This is a genomic window from Methanobrevibacter sp. (assembly GCF_015062935.1).
Classification (GTDB): Archaea; Methanobacteriota; Methanobacteria; order Methanobacteriales; family Methanobacteriaceae; genus Methanocatella.
In genome coordinates this window covers 39,934-61,585 of sequence record NZ_SUTM01000010.1, presented here as the reverse complement: position 1 = coordinate 61,585, position 21,652 = coordinate 39,934, and the positions used below count along the sequence as shown (strand labels likewise).

Annotated in this window: 26 protein-coding genes; 19 read left to right on the top strand and 7 right to left on the bottom strand. The window is 35.3% G+C overall.

Going from position 1 to position 21,652, the window contains the following annotated elements:
- Positions 1 to 6 precede the first annotated feature (6 nt).
- Entirely contained in the window at positions 7 to 729 is a 723-nt protein-coding gene (locus E7Z81_RS06290; protein WP_292745457.1) for a PD-(D/E)XK nuclease family protein, read from the bottom strand.
- A 95-nt stretch (positions 730 to 824) separates the two neighbouring features.
- Between E7Z81_RS06290 and E7Z81_RS06285 the strand changes: the two genes are divergently transcribed.
- A complete protein-coding gene (locus E7Z81_RS06285) occupies positions 825 to 1,367 on the top strand; it encodes a flavodoxin family protein (protein WP_292745455.1) in 543 nt (180 codons plus the stop codon).
- Between the two features lie 27 nt (positions 1,368 to 1,394).
- On the opposite strand, the gene E7Z81_RS06280 is transcribed toward E7Z81_RS06285, so the two are convergent.
- Complete coding sequence (locus E7Z81_RS06280) at positions 1,395 to 1,979, bottom strand: hypothetical protein (protein ID WP_292745453.1); 585 nt, start codon at positions 1,977 to 1,979, stop codon at positions 1,395 to 1,397.
- A gap of 290 nt (positions 1,980 to 2,269) precedes the next feature.
- On the opposite strand from E7Z81_RS06280, the gene E7Z81_RS06275 reads away from it, so the two are divergent.
- The 3 genes from E7Z81_RS06275 to E7Z81_RS06265 all read left to right on the top strand — a co-directional run bounded on the left by E7Z81_RS06275 (position 2,270) and on the right by E7Z81_RS06265 (position 4,641).
- Positions 2,270 to 3,244, top strand: coding sequence for an alpha/beta hydrolase (locus E7Z81_RS06275; protein ID WP_292745451.1), 975 nt, complete (start codon positions 2,270 to 2,272; stop codon positions 3,242 to 3,244).
- A gap of 160 nt (positions 3,245 to 3,404) precedes the next feature.
- Complete coding sequence (locus E7Z81_RS06270) at positions 3,405 to 4,403, top strand: LytS/YhcK type 5TM receptor domain-containing protein (RefSeq protein WP_292745449.1); 999 nt, start codon at positions 3,405 to 3,407, stop codon at positions 4,401 to 4,403.
- A gap of 1 nt (position 4,404) precedes the next feature.
- Entirely contained in the window at positions 4,405 to 4,641 is a 237-nt protein-coding gene (locus E7Z81_RS06265; protein WP_292745447.1) for a ferredoxin family protein, read from the top strand.
- 169 nt (positions 4,642 to 4,810) lie between these two features.
- On the opposite strand, the gene E7Z81_RS06260 is transcribed toward E7Z81_RS06265, so the two are convergent.
- Positions 4,811 to 5,107: a putative quinol monooxygenase gene (locus tag E7Z81_RS06260; RefSeq protein WP_292745444.1), complete on the bottom strand. Its 297-nt coding sequence runs from the start codon at positions 5,105 to 5,107 to the stop codon at positions 4,811 to 4,813.
- A gap of 138 nt (positions 5,108 to 5,245) precedes the next feature.
- Here E7Z81_RS06260 and E7Z81_RS06255 point away from each other — a divergent pair, with 138 nt between their 5' ends.
- The 4 genes from E7Z81_RS06255 (at position 5,246) to E7Z81_RS06240 (ending at position 8,957) form a co-directional block, all read left to right on the top strand.
- On the top strand, positions 5,246 to 5,938 hold the full coding sequence (locus E7Z81_RS06255; protein WP_367263039.1) for an iron-sulfur cluster assembly scaffold protein: 693 nt from the start codon (positions 5,246 to 5,248) through the stop codon (positions 5,936 to 5,938).
- Positions 5,939 to 5,942: 4 nt separating this feature from the next.
- On the top strand, positions 5,943 to 6,941 hold the full coding sequence (locus tag E7Z81_RS06250; RefSeq protein WP_292745440.1) for a GGGtGRT protein: 999 nt from the start codon (positions 5,943 to 5,945) through the stop codon (positions 6,939 to 6,941).
- 164 nt (positions 6,942 to 7,105) lie between these two features.
- Positions 7,106 to 8,536, top strand: coding sequence for an MFS transporter (locus E7Z81_RS06245; RefSeq protein WP_292745438.1), 1,431 nt, complete (start codon positions 7,106 to 7,108; stop codon positions 8,534 to 8,536).
- 1 nt (position 8,537) lies between these two features.
- Positions 8,538 to 8,957 carry an NUDIX domain-containing protein gene (locus tag E7Z81_RS06240; protein WP_292745436.1) on the top strand — a complete coding sequence of 140 codons (420 nt, stop codon included), beginning with the start codon at positions 8,538 to 8,540 and terminating at the stop codon, positions 8,955 to 8,957.
- Here E7Z81_RS06240 and E7Z81_RS06235 read toward each other — a convergent pair.
- The 3 genes from E7Z81_RS06235 to E7Z81_RS06225 form a co-directional block, all read right to left on the bottom strand.
- Positions 8,944 to 9,207, bottom strand: coding sequence for a hypothetical protein (locus tag E7Z81_RS06235; RefSeq protein ID WP_292745434.1), 264 nt, complete (start codon positions 9,205 to 9,207; stop codon positions 8,944 to 8,946). The two genes, E7Z81_RS06240 and E7Z81_RS06235, sit on opposite strands and share 14 nt — an antisense overlap.
- A 12-nt stretch (positions 9,208 to 9,219) precedes the next feature.
- A complete protein-coding gene (locus E7Z81_RS06230; RefSeq protein ID WP_292745432.1) occupies positions 9,220 to 9,987 on the bottom strand; it encodes a V4R domain-containing protein in 768 nt (255 codons plus the stop codon).
- Positions 9,988 to 10,370: 383 nt separating this feature from the next.
- Positions 10,371 to 11,168: an amidohydrolase family protein gene (locus E7Z81_RS06225; RefSeq protein WP_292745430.1), complete on the bottom strand. Its 798-nt coding sequence runs from the start codon at positions 11,166 to 11,168 to the stop codon at positions 10,371 to 10,373.
- Positions 11,169 to 11,256: 88 nt separating this feature from the next.
- Here E7Z81_RS06225 and E7Z81_RS06220 point away from each other — a divergent pair, with 88 nt between their 5' ends.
- Complete coding sequence (locus tag E7Z81_RS06220; RefSeq protein ID WP_292745428.1) at positions 11,257 to 11,514, top strand: zinc ribbon domain-containing protein; 258 nt, start codon at positions 11,257 to 11,259, stop codon at positions 11,512 to 11,514.
- A 10-nt stretch (positions 11,515 to 11,524) separates the two neighbouring features.
- Here the strand turns inward: E7Z81_RS06220 and E7Z81_RS06215 are convergent, their stop codons facing one another.
- Positions 11,525 to 12,175 (bottom strand): hypothetical protein, encoded by a 651-nt coding sequence (locus tag E7Z81_RS06215; protein ID WP_292745425.1) that lies wholly within the window; start codon positions 12,173 to 12,175, stop codon positions 11,525 to 11,527.
- A gap of 188 nt (positions 12,176 to 12,363) precedes the next feature.
- Here E7Z81_RS06215 and E7Z81_RS06210 point away from each other — a divergent pair, with 188 nt between their 5' ends.
- The 10 genes from E7Z81_RS06210 to E7Z81_RS06165 all read left to right on the top strand — a co-directional run bounded on the left by E7Z81_RS06210 (position 12,364) and on the right by E7Z81_RS06165 (position 21,645).
- Positions 12,364 to 13,314, top strand: a complete 951-nt coding sequence (locus E7Z81_RS06210) for a malate dehydrogenase (RefSeq protein ID WP_292745423.1) — start codon at positions 12,364 to 12,366, stop codon at positions 13,312 to 13,314.
- Positions 13,315 to 13,328: 14 nt separating this feature from the next.
- Positions 13,329 to 14,567 carry a serine/threonine transporter SstT gene (gene sstT / locus E7Z81_RS06205; RefSeq protein WP_292745422.1) on the top strand — a complete coding sequence of 413 codons (1,239 nt, stop codon included), beginning with the start codon at positions 13,329 to 13,331 and terminating at the stop codon, positions 14,565 to 14,567.
- Positions 14,564 to 15,007: a D-aminoacyl-tRNA deacylase gene (gene dtd, locus E7Z81_RS06200; protein WP_292745420.1), complete on the top strand. Its 444-nt coding sequence runs from the start codon at positions 14,564 to 14,566 to the stop codon at positions 15,005 to 15,007. Before sstT ends, dtd begins: the two co-directional genes overlap by 4 nt.
- 67 nt (positions 15,008 to 15,074) lie before the next feature.
- A complete protein-coding gene (locus E7Z81_RS06195; RefSeq protein ID WP_292745418.1) occupies positions 15,075 to 15,986 on the top strand; it encodes a hypothetical protein in 912 nt (303 codons plus the stop codon).
- Positions 15,987 to 15,991: 5 nt separating this feature from the next.
- Positions 15,992 to 16,585 carry a zinc ribbon domain-containing protein gene (locus E7Z81_RS06190; RefSeq protein ID WP_292745416.1) on the top strand — a complete coding sequence of 198 codons (594 nt, stop codon included), beginning with the start codon at positions 15,992 to 15,994 and terminating at the stop codon, positions 16,583 to 16,585.
- 10 nt (positions 16,586 to 16,595) lie between these two features.
- Positions 16,596 to 17,738 carry a toxic anion resistance protein gene (locus E7Z81_RS06185; protein WP_292745414.1) on the top strand — a complete coding sequence of 381 codons (1,143 nt, stop codon included), beginning with the start codon at positions 16,596 to 16,598 and terminating at the stop codon, positions 17,736 to 17,738.
- A gap of 1 nt (position 17,739) precedes the next feature.
- Complete coding sequence (locus E7Z81_RS06180; RefSeq protein ID WP_292745412.1) at positions 17,740 to 18,180, top strand: hypothetical protein; 441 nt, start codon at positions 17,740 to 17,742, stop codon at positions 18,178 to 18,180.
- A 99-nt stretch (positions 18,181 to 18,279) separates the two neighbouring features.
- Complete coding sequence (locus E7Z81_RS06175; RefSeq protein ID WP_292745410.1) at positions 18,280 to 19,878, top strand: NTP transferase domain-containing protein; 1,599 nt, start codon at positions 18,280 to 18,282, stop codon at positions 19,876 to 19,878.
- A 1-nt stretch (position 19,879) separates the two neighbouring features.
- On the top strand, positions 19,880 to 20,593 hold the full coding sequence (locus E7Z81_RS06170) for an IspD/TarI family cytidylyltransferase (RefSeq protein WP_292745409.1): 714 nt from the start codon (positions 19,880 to 19,882) through the stop codon (positions 20,591 to 20,593).
- 2 nt (positions 20,594 to 20,595) lie between these two features.
- Positions 20,596 to 21,645, top strand: coding sequence for a LicD family protein (locus E7Z81_RS06165; RefSeq protein WP_292745407.1), 1,050 nt, complete (start codon positions 20,596 to 20,598; stop codon positions 21,643 to 21,645).
- Positions 21,646 to 21,652: the final 7 nt, after the last annotated feature.

Here is a 21,652-nt window from a genome sequence, read left to right as displayed (position 1 = left end):
TTTTTTTTACCTGAAAAAATAAAACTCATCATCACAGATATGTTTGTAAGTACAGTATCTGCATAAGTACTGTTTTTTAGCCGGAAACTCTTTTCTGTTGATTTTATCACGGACTTCATGAAGAGTATCAACAGCATCATCAATTTCAGAATAGCATAAATTCTTTCGCTTGTTTTCCTCTTCACATACATCAAGAAGCCTTAAACGTCCGTTTTTTGTAAAAAACACTCCAACACGGTTAACTGGTTTGTGATACACGTTTTCAACAAGCAATTTGTAATAGCACAATTCAAGACGATACTTTGAAAAGGAATTTGAATTGCTTGTCTTGTAGTCAATAACGGTAAGCTTTCCATCTTCATCTTCAAGGATAATGTCGCATATTCCTGAAAACCTGTTTTTCTTGTCAAGGAGATATTCCTCATTTGAAAACAGCTTATAGTCATTTTCCACAAAAACTTCCTTAAAAAACAGTCCCAAATTGTCAATATGCTCATCAAGACCATAACCTATGTCCAAATCGTTAGCAACCTTGATCAATTCGTTTTGAATATCCACATCATCAAGATTGTCCTCAAACTTGTCGGTAAACTTCTCAGCTATCAGATGAACATCGCTTCCCAGTGCCATGTATTTGTTGGGTTTAACTTCTATTTCATCAATATACTGAAACTTGAACTCACGGGGGCATTTAAGATATGTGTTGACTTTTGATTTGGACAATTTCATAGATTAAAATCTGTAAAAAATATTTTAAATAAGTTTTTATAAATATTATAAATAAGTGAAGTTCTGTTCACTTTAACAATCGGAGAGTATTAAAAATGAAAATTATAGCACTTCAAGCAAGTCCTCGTAAAGGCGGAAACTGTGATGTATTAATGGATGAAATGATAAAAGGTATTGAAGAAAACGGCGGTGAAGTAGTAAAATACTACCTTGAAGGCTGCGATATCTCACCATGTAAAGCATGCATGTACTGTGCTGAACATCCTGAATGTGTAAGGGCAGATGACGGAAACAAAATAATCGATGAACTCGTTGCTGCTGATGGTGTAATATTTGCAACACCAATCTACTATGGTCAGATGACTGCTCAAGGTAAATTAATCATCGACAGATTCTATGCAATCGGTCAAAACCCTGATAAAAGCTTATCCGGTAAAGCAGCATTGATATTTACTGAAAATCAGCCTGAAGGAACCTATGCAGACTACATTGAACTTACCAAATTCTCACCATTCACATTTATGGGATATGATGTAATAGGTCATGTTGATGCGGGCAGTGCAGGTCCTGCAGGAATTGTAGCTGAAGAACAGAAAGACAAATTAAAAGAAGCTTACGAATTAGGCTTAAAATTTTAAACAAAAAAAAGTAGATTAGATTTAATTCTAATCTATTCCAACTATTTTTCTTATTTCGCTTTCATCTTTGTTAATCATTGATGAAACTTCGCTTAAAGTATTGTTTTTTAGCAATTCAAGTATGATATTTTTTTGGCCTTGTATAACTCCTTTAGTTTTTCCTTCTTTTATACCTTCTTTTATATCTTCTTTAATACCTTCAGCTTTTCCCTCTTCAATTCCCTTGTCTCGTTCTTCTCTTTTCATCTTTGCAATCATACCTTCAGTTTTTGCAGCCATATCTATCATCTCCATTAATTCTTCTTGTTTTTCTAAGTCAATGTATTCAAGTATGTTTAGATACATTCCCATTGTTATTTCATCTAATTTATCTTCTGGAATGCAAACATTTTTCTTATGAATTTTTTCACACATCTCTTCAACTATCTGGGATTCGCTTTCTTTCAATTCAAAAAGGGGAAGTGTAACAATTAAAGAGCATTCCATAGGAGTTAACATTATGTTGTGTTCAAATTTGTTTCTAATTGTTTTTAAATCTTCTTGTTTGTTGATTTTTTTTGTTTTGATTATTCTGGGGTGGTAAGTAATATCTAATTCTTGGTATTCTTTCAAAAAAATACATAAAACAGATTTTTAGAAACAAATCTCTATTTTTTTGGGTTTCTATACTCACATTATCACCTAATTCCAGTTAAATATTTTCATCGGATTTGATTTTAACAAATGATTTTATTTTAAATTAGGTTTTTCTTACATATAAATGGTTTAATTCTAATTAAACTAAATTTAATGCATTAAAATCAACATCGCTTTGTTTAAATTATTTTTTGAAAAACAATATTTTGTTGTCAAATACAACATTTTAAATAATATGGTTCCTAATTTTAATGTAAGTGATACTTATGAAATGCGAAAAACTAGAATTATGTGAAGAATGGGACAAGGTATTTCCAAAATCAGATAAAGTACATCATGAAAAGGTAACCTTTGTTAACAGATACGGAATAACTTTGGCCGCAGACCTCTACAAACCATTGGATGCAGATGGAAAATTGCCGGCTGTTGCATGCTGCGGACCATTCGGTGCCGTTAAAGAGCAGGTTTCAGGACTGTATGCTCAGACACTGGCCGAATACGGATTTTTGACAATAGCTTTTGACCCTTCATTTACCGGTGAAAGCGGAGGACAGCCTCGTTTCATGGCATCTCCGGACATAAATACCGAAGACTTCCAGGCTGCAGTTGACTTTTTGGCAACAAATGACGATGTTGATAGTGAAAGAATAGGAATCTGCGGAGTCTGTGGATGGGGAGGAATGGCACTAAACGCCGCATCAATCGATACTCGTATCAAGGCAACAGTAACATCAACAATGTACAACATGACACGTATCAACGCTAAAGGATACTATGATGCTGATGATAATGCAGATGCAAGATATGAGATGAAAGTAGCTCTCAACAATCAGAGAACTGAAGACTATAAAAACGGTGAATACGCAAGAGCCGGTGGAGTTATCAAAGAGCTAACTGATGATTTGCCACAGTTTGTAGTTGACTACCATAACTTCTACATCAAGGAACTGGGTTATCACCCAAGATCACCGGGTTCCAATGACGGATGGAATGTCACTGGATGCATGTCATTCATCTCACAGCCTATTATTGCATATTCAGATGAGATAAGAACTCCAATCTTGATGATTCATGGTGAAAAGGCTCACTCCAGATATTTCTCAGAGGATGAATTTGCAAAATTAACAGGGGACAACAAGGAACTTATGATTATACCTGATGCTGTCCACACTGATTTATACTATAAAACAGATGTAATCCCATTCGATAAGATTGCTGAGTTTTACAGCCAAAACTTATAATCCCTTAAGGGATTTACTTTTTTTTATTTTAATTTATTTTACCAATTAGTTTTTTTTTCTAAAACTTTCAATTCTTGTTAAAGAATCATTCAAAATAATATTTTTTAAATAGTTGATTTGATAAAATAATAATTGATTAACTGGTGTTTTGAGGAACTTTATGAATAGAATTAACAAGCTGGATAATAAGATTAAAGCCATATTTGTGATATTGCTGATATTGAATGTAATATTATGGATAGCTTTATTTACATATTCTTTTAACGGCAATTTAAAATTCACATTTTCTGATTTAGAAGGTTATGCTACTATAGCTTCTGTTTTAATTATATTTGGGTTCATATCTTCAAGATTGCCTAAGTTGAGGGCATTGGGAGACAGTGCACTGTATGAAATAGCATATCTTTTGATAATGGGTTTGCTGAGTCTATGCATATCTTACTTTAATTCAATTGCTAATGATTTCCTTCTTTTAGAGCCTTTCATTGACATGTTCATGATTTTAGCTATTGTTTTGATAATCATGATACTGACAACCAAATTGAAATGGATGAGAGCTCTTATATTAAGGGATTATTCCCGCAGGGATCAGATTATATGTATGGTAATTTTCATAATACTGGGAGTCTTTTCAACAGTGGCCATAATTAATTACGGAAATTTCTCAGCTAACGTGAGAACCATGACCATCATGATTGCAGGAATGTTTGGAGGTCCTATTGTCGGAATTCCTACAGCAATTGTTGCAGGTACTGCCAGATTATTTGTAGGCGGTAAGACTGCAGTTCCATGTGCCATTTCAACATACATCTGCGGATTTCTGGCAAGTGCAATATATCTTTGGAATGGAAAAAGATTTTTAAGAACCCACCAGGCAGCTATTCTAATGTTCCTGTTTGTTGGTGTGGAAATGCTGATAATCTTTTTAATGAATTTCGGTACAGCAGGTTCCAAAATCGTTTATGTGTTATATGCACCTATGGCATTTGCGGCTGTAATTGGAATAATTCTCTTCAGACTGGTTATAGCTGAAGCAAGGGATGATGAATCGGATGAGGATGCAGATCCTGAAACTGAAATTAAAGAGTTGAAAACTTCATTAAAGAAATATGAGGAAAGAATTCAGGAACTGGAAGAGAAGTTGAATGAGGGGGATTAATATGGGTTTAGGTTCATTTTTTAAAAGAAACAAGGAAAATAAAACAGAAGAAGTTGAGGACTCACACATTGACATTAACACTGATGACTGTGATGGGTGTGAGAAATGCTCAATTGCATGTCCGAACAATGTTTTCATCATTGTCGATGAGGTGTCATCAGTCCGTGATGCTCAGGTTTGCAGAAGATGCAGGGTATGTGTGGCAATATGTCCGAATGATTGCATAACAGTTAACTGATTTTTTCTTTTTGATTCTTATTGATATACTTAAAAGATACCTTTATAATTTTATAGGTATCTTAAAAAAACTTGTTTTTAAATTATTCTGAAATAAGAATTATGAAAGATGTTGTTAAATTCAAAAAATCAGATGTTGTAAATCTACATTATAAAATAAAAAAATAGGATTATAGGCTGAGTTCTTCAGCACCTATAACTTGAATAGTCATATCTTTAATAAACTCTTCACTTTCCTCTCCAAAGTTTAAGAAGTGTGGTGAAGCCATATGTCTTTTAAGGGCATCAACTGATTCCCATTTTTCAACAAATGTTAAACAGTCATCATTTGTAGATTTTAAAAGTTTATAATCGATATTTCCTTCTTCCTGTAAAGTTTCAAATATCAATTCGTCGGAAACTTCTAAAAGACTATCTTGACAACCTTCTTTTGGTTCAATATTTGCTAAAACTAATATGAAATCCATGTTATCACCAAAAAAAGTTTATAATTTTCATTATACTTAAATATTTATGTAATATTTTATTTACATGAGCTGTTTGCAAAAATACTTAATTAAAAAAATCAATATATAGTATTAGTAAAATTTTTTTGGAGAAGAATGATGATATATTCAACTGAAATTGAAAATATGTGTCTTGTTCGCAAAGGTGCAAATCACGACCCTGCTCCAATTCCTGAAGAGGGAAAATGGGTCAAAGCCAAAGAGATTTCCGATATTTCCGGTTTCACTCATGGAATTGGCTGGTGTGCACCGCAACAAGGATGTTGTAAACTAACTTTAAACATTAAGGAAGGTATTATTGAAGAGGCATTGGTTGAAACTTTAGGATGTTCCGGAATGACTCACTCCGCCGCAATGGCCGGTGAAATCCTCGTTGGAAAAACTATTCTGGAAGCCTTGAACACTGATTTAGTTTGCGATGCTATCAATACTGCAATGCGTGAACTCTTCTTGCAAATCGTATACGGAAGAACCCAGTCTGCATTTTCAGAAGGAGGACTTCAAATCGGTGCAGGTCTTGAGGACTTGGGAAAAGGTCACAGAAGTCAGGTTGGAACTATCTTTTCAACAAAAGAAAAAGGTCCAAGATACCTTGAACTTACAGAAGGTTACATTACAGAGATTGGCCTTGATGAAGATGATGAAATCATTGGTTATAAGTACATTAACTTAGGAGTTATGTTAGATGCAATCAAGGACGGTGTTGAACCTGTTGAAGCTATTGAAAAGGCAACAGGTCAATACGGAAGATTCGACGATGCAGCTAAGAAAATAGACCCTAGAAAGGAGTGATATTATGAGTTTATTTGAAAGTTATGAAAGAAGAATTGATCAGATCATTCCTGTTTTAGAAAAATACGGCATCAAAGACCTTCAGGAGGCAAAACAAATATGTCTCGACAAAGGATTTGACCCTTATGAAATTGTTAAAGGTGTTCAGCCAATCTGTTTTGAAAACGCATGCTGGGCATACACTCTCGGAGCAGCTATTGCAATAAAACAAGGATGTGTAAAGGCTTCCGATGCTGCAAAGGCAATAGGTGAAGGACTTCAGGCATTCTGCATTCCTGGAAGTGTGGCTGATGACAGGCAAGTGGGATTAGGTCATGGAAACCTTGCATCAATGCTTTTAAGTGATGAAAGTGAATGTTTTGCATTTCTTGCAGGTCACGAAAGTTTCGCAGCTGCTGAAGGAGCAATAGGTATTGCAAATTCAGCTAATGAAGTCAGGGAAAAACCGTTAAGGGTAATTTTAAACGGGCTTGGAAAAGATGCTGCATTAATCATTTCAAGAATCAACGGATTTACACATGTTGAAACTGAATTTGATTACTTCACCGGTGAAGTTAAAGTAGTTAAAGAAAAAGCTTATTCTGACGGTGAAAGGGCAAAAGTAAGATGTTACGGTGCAGATGATGTGCGTGAAGGTGTTGCAATCATGCATTTGGAAGGCGTTGACGTATCAATTACTGGTAACTCAACAAATCCAACACGTTTCCAGCATCCTGTAGCAGGAACATATAAAAAAGAATGCATCCTGCAGGGTAAAAAATACTTCTCAGTTGCATCCGGTGGAGGAACCGGTAGGACTCTACACCCGGACAACATGGCAGCAGGACCTGCTTCATACGGTATGACCGATACTTTGGGAAGAATGCACTCCGATGCTCAGTTTGCAGGATCATCTTCCGTACCAGCCCACGTTGAAATGATGGGATTGATAGGTATGGGAAACAACCCGATGGTCGGAGCATCTGTAGCTGTTGCAGTTGCTATTGAGAAAGCTATGAAATAAAGGGGTTTCATCCCTTTTTTAATTTTTTTTATTTATTTTTCCAACATTTTTTCCATCTGTTTAATATCATTTATACAGGCAAGGATACTATTTTATACATTCAACATCATATTATTAAGGAGTTTTTGCTTTTAAAAATTCTTTTAATTGAATGAGGTTCACTGATGAATAAGAAGATAGAAGACAGATATATTATCATTATTGCTGCTTTAATCCAGTTTACAGCAACTTTCGTAAACAATATGGTATCAGTAATATTACCTGATATTTCAATGGAATTAGGTCTCAACATTGACATGCTGAACTGGATGTCCCTAGCGTTTTTAATTATAATCATATCATTATCAGTTCCTTTAGGAAAGGTTATTGCACAGCAGGGTGTCAAAAAGTTCACAATAATTAATATTATGCTGCTGATTGCAGGTCTGATGTTATCCATTATTTCTTATGAACCGTTCATGCTTATTCTTTCTAGAATCATTCAGGGAATGGGAATTTCAGCTTTGCTTATTAGCATATATCTGATAGTTGTAAATCAGATTTCTGAAGACCGTCTCGGTGTTGCTCTGGGAATTGTCGGAGCAAGCGGATATATAGGAATGACAGCGGCACCGACAATTGCAGGATTAATCTCACTGGTTTCATGGAGATATGTTTTCTTTTTCAGCATTCCAATCTGCATACTGATATTGCTGATGTTTCTAAAAGTAGACAAGGAATGGATAGGTGAAAGCCATCCTATAGATAAATTGGGGGCACTGATTTATATTGTTGCAATGGTATTGTTTATCGTTGGTTTGAATGATGTTGATGAAACTGGTATTTTTATGTTTGTTTTAAGCATTGTTCTGTTCGTTGTTCTTTTAAAAATAGAAAAGAAAAAAGAATATCCTTTAATAAATTTAAAGCTTCTTAAGAATTTCAAGCTGATGGTTGCAGATTTTGCGGCATTCGTGTCATACTTCACAACTTTCATATCCACTTATCTTGTAAACTTTTATCTTCAGATATATCTGAATTTCGAACCCTATATGGCGGGATTTATACTTTTCACAACCCCTATAGTGATGGTATTCGTATCACCGTTTTCAGGTAGATGGGCGGATAAATATGATTCCAGAATGCTTTCAGCTATTGCAATGTCAATACTCTTTTGTGTAATGATAATGTTATATCATGTAGATCAGTTGCCGTTTTACATGCTGATTATAATTCTTGTTTTACAGGGTATAGGTCATGCAATGTTTTCACCGCCGAACAACAGATTTGCACTTACAACAGTTGAGGATGAGGATGTAAGCGATGCAACATCTATTTTAACTACATCCAAAGAATTGGGAAAAACATGCAGTATAGCAATTTTCACAGTTGTTTTTACATTGATTATGGGCAATCAGGTTACTATAATGGATGAAATAGTTGATTTGGTTAAAACAATCAATATTATGATGATTATTTCCACTGTCCTGATATTGATAACTATAGTGCTGCTGCTCTATTCCAAGTACAGGTATGATGAGGGATATAATTTAAATGCATTGAATTTCATAAAATCTATTGAAAGATTTATACGTAATATTAGGAGAGTATTTTAATATGGTGACTATGTGGGGATTAGCGGTAAGAGGAATTTGCGAGTTCAATGGTAAAGTTTTACTTTTAAAAATCAGGTCAAAATCTGCTCATGATGCAGGAAGATGGGAACTTCCCGGAGGAAAAGTTAAAAAATGCGAATTTTTTGACGAAGCTTTAAAGAGGGAATATCTTGAAGAAACAGGCCTTGATGTGGATGTCGTATCATTGTATAATGTTGTAAGACATGATTACACTGCATGCAAAACATCTGAAGAGGTTAAATCTATTCAGCTGATTATGAAGGTAACATGCGAAAGCGATGATGTGAAAATAAGCAGGGAGCATGATGACTTCGGATGGTTCAGCTGGGATGAGGTTGAGGACATGATTTCAGAAGGCCTTCTAACAGGCCCTGCAGTAAATGCTTTTAACAGGGGATAGGGATGTAGAAAACATTGTACATCCCTATTTCAGTTCTAATTTTGGCAGATTGTATATGGTTTATTTCCAGAATTTCTGAAAGTTTCTTGTCTGTTAATGAGATATTGTTGTCCAGTTCCTCAATTCTGACGAATTTCGAATCGACTTCAACAAAACATTTGAAACCTTGCTCAAGCAGTATTGTTTGAAGTAATTGTGCCTTTTTGTAATCTTCGATTTTTTTCAGCAGTATTTCTTTTATGGTTGTCATTATATCCCCTGTTTAAGGTTGAATCTCAAAAACGCACTTTTCGTCTCCCATTGCGTAGCACTGTATTTCCTCAATGTTAAGGTCAAGTTTAAAGAATTTATTGAATAGGGTTTCAAGGATTCCCTTTTCGATATTGCATATTGGAGTTCCTGATTTTTGCATGCTTCTTGATTCAAAACAGTCAATGCAGGTTACCTTGATTATTGCCCCCATTTTAAAATATAGTTTTCCAAGCTTGTTTTTCTGCCAGTAGGATGAGATATTGTCTGCAAATATCTCAAGATCCTCATCATATAGTTGGTTGAATATGTATTCTCCAATATGATTTCCGAGTTTCTGCAATATCGGAGACATATCCATTCCGTATTCCATCAGTAATGACTTGAATATATGAGTTAAGAGGGTAGTGTAGTCTACTTCATCATTGTCTTCAAAATCGCTGATTAAAATTTCTGTCTGGTCTTTTTGTGCTTTTTTGATTTTATTGGAATCAATTGATCCTAGAAAATCAGATTTTAAGTAAAAAATCTTTTTTCGATTATCTGTCGGGTCTGCTTTATAGTCTACAATACCCTCTTCTCGTAAATCTCTTAGGTGCATAGATACGCTGGCTTTTGATTTTGATGTGTTTTCAACTATTTCATCAAAATTCATCTCATCATGCCTAAGCAGGTCTAATAGCTCATATTTCATCGGACTTTTGATAATGTCTATTCCAACCATTTTCTGGTCGGGTTTATTTTGGTTTAATATAATCTGTATCGGGTTTGAGGTAGTCATAGTGGACCTCCTATATTAGTAATTAAACTAAAATATTTTATCATTAAATTAATATAAGGGCTTATTTGGTATATAAATGTTTTTAAAATGGTTAAAATTTTGTTTAGACAAACTTTAACTGTTAAAATCAATAAATACTAAATTTAAACAAAAATTAAATATTATCAAAAATTATTGACATGACATTTAGGTATTTTTTAGGATGGTTTTTCAATATAACTTTTCATTGTTTTTCATTATATTTAAATATTATTTTAATTAATTTTATCAACCGTATAGGTATAATATATGAAGTGGTGATTTATATGGGTTGATAATGGCTGGCTGTGGCAGAATTTCAAATCTGAATAATCTGGTGGTGCAAAATAAAAAAATATAAACTTTCAGTCCAATCCTAAAAGTTTATATGCATTTTCCCAAAGAATCTGGGATCTTTCTTTTTCTGTAAGGTCGATTTTATTGAAGTATTCCATTTCGCTTTTTGATTCCCACATCGGATAGTCTGTACCCCATAAAACCCTATCTGCACCATAAGCATGTATCAGCTCAAGTGCCTTTTCACTGGACAGTGCATACAGGCTTGAACTTAAATCGACATAGAGGTTAGGAGCGCCTGCAAGCTTTTCTGTTGCCTCTTCCCATATGCTCCAGCCTGCAAAATGAGCTCCGATAAAAGGAATATCAGGGAACTTGTCTAAAAATGGTTTAATCTGGTCTGGATTTGAGAAGTTGTATCTGAAATCACCGCAGTGAACAAGCATAGGAACTTCACCTTCGCTTACCACTTCACCGATTTTGAATGCACGCTCTTCGTTCATTGCAAATCTCTGGAAATCAGGATGCAGTTTGACTCCTTTAAGGCCAAGTTCAATGAGGTGGTCAAAATCTCCCTGAATGTCATTACTGTCAGGGTGAAGTGTTCCGAAACCTGTGAAAATGTCCGGATGCATATTGACTGACTCTGCAATGAATTCATTAATTGATTTCACCTGTTTTGGTGTTGTTGCAACTGAATGGACAAGATAGTGTGTTACTCCAACTTCACTGCCGTCCCTGATTAAATCATCAAGCTTTCCGTTCAGTGACATGTCCAAATCATAGAAATCTCTTATTCCAAGTACTGCCTTATCAGCTATCTTTTCCGGATAAATGTGACAATGTGCATTTACAATTTTTTGCATATAATTAAACCACCTTATAATAATTAAATTAAATGTTTGTAGTTTATCAATAAAATATTTAATTGATTTGAATATATAATTATTAATCATGTCAGTAGATAGATGCCCTAACTGCAACAAGATAATTTCTCCTCAGGAAAGGATATGCAGCAACTGCGGTTTGAAACTTGATAACAATTCCATCGGCCGCATAAATTCAATATATCACAAAAGCAATATTGCCGTTTTTGTATATCTGATAATTTTTTTAATAGGTGCTTTAATCTATGCTTTCGTTAACTGGATTCTGGCAATAGTTGTTGTGGTGATTTTGATGGCTGTTTCACTTTATATTTTATTTAAATGATGGTGAAAAATCAGTATAATTTTTCACCGCTGTATTCATTTTCTTCAGTATATATTCTAATTAATCTGTCAATCAAATCGTCATACATCAGTCTGTGGCCGATTGCTCCGCCCTGTGGTGTTTTGACATTGTTCAGGCTTAAGTCAGAATACTCGCCGCTATTGTTGATGATGTACCACATTCCGTGTGGAGTGTATATGAAAAGTTCCCCTTCACCGTCCTTTGCCCCGTTCTTGAAGCTATCAAGAGGATCATATATTTTTGTTGAATGGACAGCCAGTCTGGATAGGTCCTGCTGAGGACGTGTTCCTGTTTTTTGAAACAGCATTGTCAGCCATTCATATGACTTGTCTTTCAGATTTGCCTTTTTAATCGGGTCTGCGAATGCTTCTTTTATTTTATTCTGCCTTTTTTCCAGTGTGTTTGTAATACCAAGAATTTCTTCAACTTTAGCGACATCTTTTTCAAGGCATCTCCATCCTTCAGGTCTTCCTGTAACCTGGACGTTACCTTCTACAAAGTCCATCCTTTTGAATTTTCTAAAATAAGGTTTAACCTTTTCAAATTCCTCATCAGGTATTTTTTTGTTAAGCCCATACAGATATCCGTATTCATTGGCATCATAACATTTAGTTTCCATTTTCAGTTCGCTGTCTTCCATATTTTCAACCTCATTTATTAGATATTACTTTGTTTTACTTATTTAAAACTATTGCTGGTTTAACAAAACCGTATTTTTACTTAAAAAAACTTAGAAATGTTTAAAATTTTTTTAATTTATTTTAGGATTATTTTATTATTTTATTATGTTAGTTAACTATTTTTATATTAAAAACTAATATTAACATTATGGTAAAAGTAACAATAATGGGGTCAACAGGCATTATTGGAAAAAATGTTGCATTCACACTTGCAAGAGCCGATACTGTAGATGAAATAGTATTTTTTGCAAGGCCTCAAAGTGTTGAAAAGGCAAGGGGGGAAACATTTGACATGTATGATGCATTGGCCGCAGAGGACATTGATTGCAAGCTAACACCGTCATCAGATTACAATGACCTTAAAGATTCTGCAATCGTATTGATAACAGCTGGAATTCATCGTGAAGAGGGAATGAACAGACGTGATCTGGCAATACCAAACGGTGAAATAGTCTATGAATATGCACGCAATGTAGCGATACATGCACCTGATTGCATTTTGATGGTAGCTACAAATCCTGTTGATGTTATGACAACAGTCGCATTGAAGGCATCAGGATTTAAGAAAACCAAGGTAATCGGTATTGGAAATCACCTTGACTCCTTGAGACTTAAAGCTTACTTCTCAAGGCAGATTAACATTAACAGTTCAGAAGTTCACACAAGGGTTATCGGTGAACATGGGGACCATATGGTTCCTCTTTTAAGTTCAACAACCATTGGTGGTATTCCATTAAAGTATTTCGTAAAAAGCGTTGACATGGAAGTTCCAAGATTAATAAACAGACTTAAAAAAGCTGGAAACACTATAATTTCTAAAAAGGGAGCGACAGAATACGGTCCTTCATTCGCTATTTCAAATTTGATATCTACAATAATTACAGATTCCCACAAACTGCTTACTGTTTCAGCATTTCTAGAAGGTGAAATTGGTGATGTTTGGGATGTGTCATTGGGTGTGCCTGCTGTATTGTCTAAAAAGGGCGTAGCAATGATTGTTCCACTTCATATGAATGATTATGAACTCAAACAGTTCCAAGAAGCCGCAAATGTTGTAAAAGAAACAACAGACGAAGTCTTAGATAGTCTGAATTTGTAGTTTAGGTGGATTGAATGAGCATTATTAAAAAATGGACTGAAACAAGTCTTATTTTAAGAATTGTCATCGGTTTGATTATCGGTGCAATCCTGGGAATATTCGTTCCACAATACGATATAATAGGTTTGCCGGGGCAATTGTTTGTAAGTGCCTTAAAAGCTATAGCACCTATATTGGTATTTATATTGGTTTGTTCAGCTATTTCAAAGGCTAAAAGCGGAATTGCAGACAGATTTAAAACAGTAATTATATTATATCTGTTCAGTACCTTTTTGGCAGCTATGGTGGCCATCATCGGAAGTTACATGTTTCCGGTTTCAATGCATTTGTCTTCAGTCAGCAATGTTACAGCTCCAAGCGGGCTTGAAGAGATAGTTACAAATCTTCTTCTGAATATTTTCCAGAATCCTTTAAAATCATTGACAGAAGGGGAATATCTTGGAATATTATTCTGGTCAGTTGTTGTGGGCTTGGCCCTTAAGAATGTCGCAATCACTGGAACCAAAGCGGTCATGTCCGATTTTGCAGAAGCGATTACAAGAGTTGTCCGTGCAATCATCCAATGTGCACCCTTCGGTGTAATGGGTTTGGTATTCACTTCAGTTTCCGAAAGTGGACTTGGAATTTTCACCCAATACGGTCAGCTGATTCTTCTTTTGGTTGGATGCATTGCATTCGTTGCCTTTGTCACAGATCCTCTGATAGCAGGATTTACACTGAAGCGCAATCCTTATCCGTTGGTATTGACATGTCTTAGGGAAAGTGGAATCACTGCATTTTTCTCAAGAAGTTCAGCAGCTAACGTTCCTGTAAATATGGAACTGTGCAGAAAACTGGGTCTTGACAAGGATTTCTATTCAATAAGTATTCCTTTAGGTTCCACAATCAACATGGAAGGTGCGGCAGTAACAATTACTGTAATGACACTTGCCGTATGTCATACAATCGGAATTCATGTCGCACTTCCTTTAGCGGTTGTACTGTGCATAATATCCACACTGGGTGCATGCGGTTCATCAGGAGTTGCAGGAGGATCACTTCTTCTTATTCCAATGGCATGTTCTCTTTTCGGAATATCTGCCGATATTTCCATGCAGGCAGTGGCGGTCGGATTCATCATAGGAGTAATTCAGGATTCCTGTGAAACAGCACTCAACTCAGCAGGAGACGCATTGTTTTCAGCAACAGCGGAATATTATGAAAGGTCAAAAAGAGACGAACCGGTCAATTTCTTAGGAGAATTTGCAAAATGAAACTGGTAGTTCAACGAGTAACACATGCAAGTGTTGAAGTAGAAGGAGAAATCACGGGGCGTATTGATGAAGGTCTGATGGTTCTGGTCGGATTCGGTGAAAACGACACACATAGGGAAGCCGATTATCTTGCTCGTAAAGTGGCCAAGTTAAGGGTATTTGCAGATGATGACGGGCGCATGAACAGGTCCGTAATTGATGTTGGGGGAAAGCTGCTGCTTGTTCCTCAATTCACATTATACGGCAAGGTCAAAAAGTACAGGCCATCATTTCACAGGGCTTTGGCACCGGACAGGGCAACAGAACTGTTCGATTACTTTGTCGAAAAGTGCCGTGAATATGTCGAAGTCGAAACAGGAGTTTTCGGAGCATTCATGAAAGTGGACCTACTGAACAATGGTCCTGTAACAATTTTGCTTGAAAAGCAATTCGATGATTAATAACAATATTAATACATATATTTAAAAAGTGTTAATGCAATAATATTAATCATTGGTGATATGCAATATGACTTCAAAAATTACAAAGGCACAGGAAATCAAAAGACTTACAACACCTCTGACATTTAAGCAATCCAGGGCACATGACTGTGAAGGAAACTTAATTAGCTGTGTTGAAACATTATCTGAAGTTAAATATGTTATTGAGCCTAGGCAAGGCATCCTTAGTGACAGTGAGATAATGCAGTATGCACCTGATTCAAGGGCAGCTTCACAAATCAGACTGGACAGGGGCATTGGTGATGTGTCAGATGTATTGCTTGTGCATGAATCACTACCATGGCTTTTAAGTTTTTATTATTTGATTTTAATAGTTATAACCATCCCAGTACTGTTTATCAGGAACTTATTGTTTGCGGTAATCCTTTTAGTTCTCTTTATAGTTCCGTTGGTATATGCATACCGCATATTCAATATCAAAAGGAAAAGACCGTCTAAAGTTTCACAGGATAAAAAAACCACTGCCAAGAAATCTGCAGATGAAAACGTAAATGCGGAAGTTATTGAGGATAATCATATTGAATCTTTGGACAAATATGAAAATGAAATCAGCAATCTAAAGGTTCTATTTGAAGTCAAGGAGAATGTAGTAAGACAGCTAATTGAAAAGAAATTCAAGCCGCCTCAAATAACATATGACAAGTTCATTAAAATGGTGGACAGCTGCAACAAGCTATTTTACTCTCAGGCGGATACTGCATCAAACATCATAGATTTGGCTGTGGAAGATACACCAAGAATCAGACAGGAGATTGAAAATAAAATAGATTCCATGAAAAAGATTATAAATCAGATAGAGGATTTGACAAACGAACTGGTTATAAACATCAATTCGGACTCAGAGTCACAGGGTGAGGTTCAGGTCTTACTGGATGATATGGAAGACCTAATCAGTTCAGTTAAGGATTATAAAGAGTGATTAAAATGACCAAAAAATGTCCAGAATGTGGAGAATTTGTTCCTCAGGATGCTCATTTCTGCGCAAATTGCGGACATGACTTTTTCGACAGTTCAAGCGGCGCATCAAAAAGCGGAGGAGGACTTTTCTCTGACGGAAAAATATTTTTAGTTTTGATAGCTATTGTTATTGTAGTGGGAGCAGGAATATTTCTTTCCATGGGATTTGGAGGAAATGACAATTCAGATACTGCAGATGACGCACCAAAACATGAAGTTGACCTGACAATATCCAACGTTGACGGATGGGATGGTGAAAGTTCAGGAAAAACATCCTACGCTTTATATACCGAAGCAATATTCAACAAGGTTCCATCAGATTTAAAAGGATATAACATAAAAACAACATACATGGACAAGAACAATACTGAAATAGGTCATGAAACCGAAACATTGGCAAATGTCTACTACGATACCGATTACTCCATAAGTTTCGGATATTATACTACATACAAGAAACCTAATCCTGATCATGTTAATGTAGAAATTATAAAAGACGGAAAAGTTATAGATAACTTTACTTCAAAAATAGATATAGGTAAAATCGATTATTTAAATTAGGGTGAAAAAAATGGCTGAATTCTCATTAGATATAGATGAAATCAAAAGCGATGTTGAAACAACATTAAAAGAGGAAGAGAAAAAATTGGAAAATTCCAATCTGAAAAATCAGGCTAAAGACAATGCTGTTGCAATTTTTGACGCTGATTTGAATGACCCTCATGAAAGGGAAAGCATCTTAAAACCATTAGAATCATTCGGTTTGTCTGACATGTCAAAATCAGCAGGCAGAAATGAGATGCTGGCTACAAGATTCGTTGACCTTTCCAAAGGAGGAAAAGATGCTGAAAACATCGGTGACAAACTGGCTGAACTTGACAGACAGATGAAAGACCTTGATCCAAGCAAAGTTGACTTTACAAAAAAAGGATTTTTAGGCGACCTTTTAAATCCTGTCAGAAAATACTTTGAAAAATATGAAAAGGCAGAAGGAGCCATTTCCAACATTGTTGAGTCACTGGACCACAGCAGCAAAGTTTTACAGAACGACAATACAACTCTTTTGAATGAGGAAAACTACCTAAGAGAAGTAACAAACAAACTGATGGCAGACATTGAACTCGGTAAAAAGATGGATGAGTCAATCGAAGCCCAAATCCAGGAAGCGGAAATAAATGGAGTTCCTGCAGATAAAATCAAATTCGTAAAAGAGGAAATTCTTTTCCCTCTCAGGCAAAGGATTATGGATATGCAGCAGATGATTGTTGTAAATCAGCAGGGAATAGTATCATTGAATGTAATTAGAAGAAACAACAAGGAACTTATCCGTGGAGTTTACCGTGCTAAAAACGTCACCCTGTCAGCTTTAAGAACAGGTGTTATGGTGGCAAGCGCCCTTTATGACCAGAAGATTGTAATGGATAAAATCAACATCCTCAATGCCACAACAGAAAACATCATCGAGACAACTTCACACATGCTTAAAGAGCAGGGAAGCGAAATCCAAAAACACAGTGCAGAAACCATGATTTCACCTGACGTGTTAAAGGCATCATTTGCAGAAGCTCTTCAGGCTATTGAAGATGTAAGCATCTACAAAGAACAGGCACTTCCTAAAATGAAGGAAACAATAGACATGTTCAGTGACATGGCAATGGACGGTCAGAAAGTTGTAGATAAAATTGAAACAAAAAACAGCAGCTTAATTGAATAACATGAACGTATTTGAAAAAATTAAAAAATCATGGTGGGTAATCCTTTCATTTATAATGTTTTTAAATGGATTCGGATTCATTTACATCGCAGTGAAATACAATAACAAGAATTGGCTTCTGGAAGGTGTAATGTATGAACTTCCATGGTTTTTATATTTCGTATTCTATGCATTGTTCGGAGCCCCAAGCGTAATACCGATGAATCAGAGCATGCTGATTTTACTTTTGGCTGTTTTGCTTTTATTTGTAGGCATCATCAGGTCAGTTTGGGTTGCAATTAAGCTGGCTGATGTTTATGAAAATGAGGAAAAGTATACTATTTCTTCAACATCACTGAACAATTCCAAAAACTCCAATGAAAATAAAGACTTCAACAGCAACCTTGCTTGTTGCTTATGTGCTTTAGTAATATTCTTTGTTTTTATAGTTGTAATATTATAGAAATTAATTATTTTAACTATTTTTAGGCTATTTTCAATAATATTTAAAAATAATAAGAAATAGATTCTTATATAAAATTAATTAATAGGGGTTATTCTTTTGGAGAAAAATGCAATAATTATGGCTGCGGGAAAGTCAAACAGATTTGCTCCATTTACATATGAAAAACCAAAAGGACTTTTCATTGTAAGGGGAGAAATTTTAATCGAACGTCAAATTGAGCAACTTATTGAAGCCGGAGTAAATGAAATTTATATTGTAATCGGCTACATGAAAGAGAAGTTTTTCTATTTGGAGTATAAATATCCTCAGGTAAAACTGCTCATTAACAATACTTATGGCCATTTTGGTAATATCTATTCATTATATGTTTCACGCCAATACCTGAAAAATTCTTTTATTTGCTGCGCTGACCATTACTTCCTGGAAAATCCTTTCCTTGATGATAATAAAGATAACCGATCTTATAGGGCTTGTACATATTTGGATGATGATTTTCTAGAATTTTCTGTTGATTATTCAGATGCCGACGTCATAACCGGATGTTACATTGGAGGAAAGGACAGCATGGCAATGGTAGGTCATGCCTATTTTAATGAAGATTTCTCAAAAAGATTTAGCCGTTTCATGGAAAATGAAATCAAAAACTTCGGTGTTGCAAACATGTTTTGGGAAGAATTCTATGCAACCCACATTAAGGACTTGACCCTGTATTTGAAGGAATTCGAAAAAGATGATATTCTTGAATTCGAAGACATTGACGATTTAAGACAGTTCGATTCCGATTTCTTATTGAATGTTGATTCCGAAATTATTGAAAACATTTGCACTGTTTTCAAATGCAATCCTAATGAAATAAAAAACATTGAAATCATCAAGGCGGGATTGACAAATGCCTCTTTCAAATTCTCTCTTCATGATGTTGAATATGTATACAGGCATCCTGGCGGAACTGCAGACAATCTGATAGACAGACGTACTGAAGTATATACTCAAAATATGGCTAAAGAATACGGATTGGACAAATCATTAATTTATATTGACCCTTCAGGATGGAAAGTTTCATATTTCATCCAGAACATTATTCCTTGTACAATTTTGGAAAACGAAATGCATCTGCAGCAGGTTATTGATGCTCTCCATAAGACACATGAAATACCGTTGTCAGAAGAGGCAAAGATTTTTGATAATGTTGCAGAATCCAAAAGATTGATAGGCCTTGCCTGTGCAACAAAAGGAAATCTGTTTAAGGAATTTGAGGAACTCTTCGCCAAGATTGACCAGGTTGATGAATATGTCAAAGCTGAAAGGGAGAAGTATGGAATAGAGCTTGTAGTTAGCCATCATGACGTTTATGAACCGAATTTCATTTCCACTGCTGAAGGTGATTTCTACCTGATTGACTGGGAATATTCAGGCATAAATGACCCTGCAAATGACATCTGCAGTATTTTTACCAGATATGAATATGGCGAGGAGGTCAGGGAATATCTGTTAAAGGCATATTACGGACGTGAATTAACCGAATTGGAACACAGACATGCAATGGGCCAATCCATCTTAAATGCATTATATTGGATCAGTTGGGGTCTGTTTAAAGGTAGTGTAGGTGAAGAGGATGGTTTCTTCTTTTTGACATCATACAGATATATTGTTGACAATATTGATGAAGTAATTGAAAGTTATAAGGAGCTATAAAATGAACATACCTATTATACTGGCTGGAGGAGTAGGCTCAAGGGTAGGTGCTGATAGACCAAAGCAATTCATTGAAATATTGGGAAAGCCTGTTCTTGTATACACCATTGAAGCTTTTCAAAATCACCCCGAAATAGATGCCATTGAAGTAGTGTGTATAGAAAGTCACATTGACTACTTGAAGGGATTAGTTGACGAATACGGATTGGATAAGGTCAAATGGATTACTCCGGGTGGAAAGGATTTCCAGCATTCAGTTATTAATGGAGTTTATAACTTAAAAGGCAAAATATCTGACGATGATATTGTAATGGTTCATTATGGTGCCTCACCGTTTGTTTCTCCAGACATTATTTCCGATGCAATCAGAGTTTGTGAATTGAAGGGAAATTCTTCACCGGCAATTTCATCTCCCCTGCTTTTGGGAAGCAATGACGGTGATAAGTCACTAAACTGGATTGACAGGGATCAGGTCATGATACACAACTGCCCTCAGTGTTTCAAATTTTCATATGTAACCCAGATGTTTGATGAAGCTATTGAAAAAGACCTAATCGATAAAGTGGAACCTCATACTACCACATTGATGTATCTGATGGGTAGGGAAATATATTTGTCCAAAAGCAATCAGATTAATATTAAAATCACAACAAAAGAGGATTTGGAGCTATTTAAAGGCTTTGTCTTAGCTAAAAATTTGAATGAGGATGATTAATAGTGGGACTCAAAAAAAGAATTGAAGAAATAATATTAAGAAGAAGTAACAGCTATAATTTTTATAAAGATTATTATGAAAAGCATCATGATGTTTCTACCGAAAATCTGCATCCTCAAGTTGCCAAATTACAGAAGGAGTTCAACAGATATAAAAAAAGGAATGACGAATATATTAATTCCGCCAATTTTCTGTTCAATAAGATATTTATTGACTATGAATTGAACAAACCAAATCCGTTATTGGATAATATTCAAAAGTTATGTGTAGAACTGATGACTTTCATAGCTAATATCAACAAGAAATACGATTTGGAATGGTGGCTTGAAGCTGGAAATCTTTTAGGTGCTGTAAGGCACGGTTATTTTGTTCCTTGGGATGATGACACTGACATTGGAATGATGAGGAAAGACTATATCAAATTATGTTCTGTTATTGAAAAGGAAGTTGAACTTCATGGACTTAATGACATTATTCAAATATTATACAGACCTCTCAAATTTGAGGGAATGGAAATTGGAAAATTTTTGCAGCTTTATGTAAGGCATGAAGTCAGCACTGGAAAAACTCCGAGGCTAGCAGGAGTGGATGTCTTCCCTTATGATTTTCTAAATGACTACAACAAGGATTCATTTGGCGATGAATATTATGAATCCAAAAGAAGATATTATCGCAACATAGGAAACAATGTAGACTATGAAACTACTTTGAAAAGATTATATGAAGATTTAAATCTCAATATGGATAAGGCACAGTATGTTGTTCCTGGCGTTGAAGGAGCATTCGGAAAGAATAACATTTACAAGTTGATGGTTTTAGATTATGATACAGTATTTCCTTTAAAAGAATTGCCTTATGGTGAAAAAGTATTCCCTGCTCCAAATGATCCGCACACTTATTTGAAATCTGTATATGGGGATTATTTAAGTGTTCCAAAGGCAGTTCACAGACATCCAAGAATAGAACAACTCAGATATGCTACAGATGCATTGGAAGTATTTGAAGAGATGAAAAGAAGACTCAGGGAAGTTAATGATAACTTTCAATTCTAAAACTGTT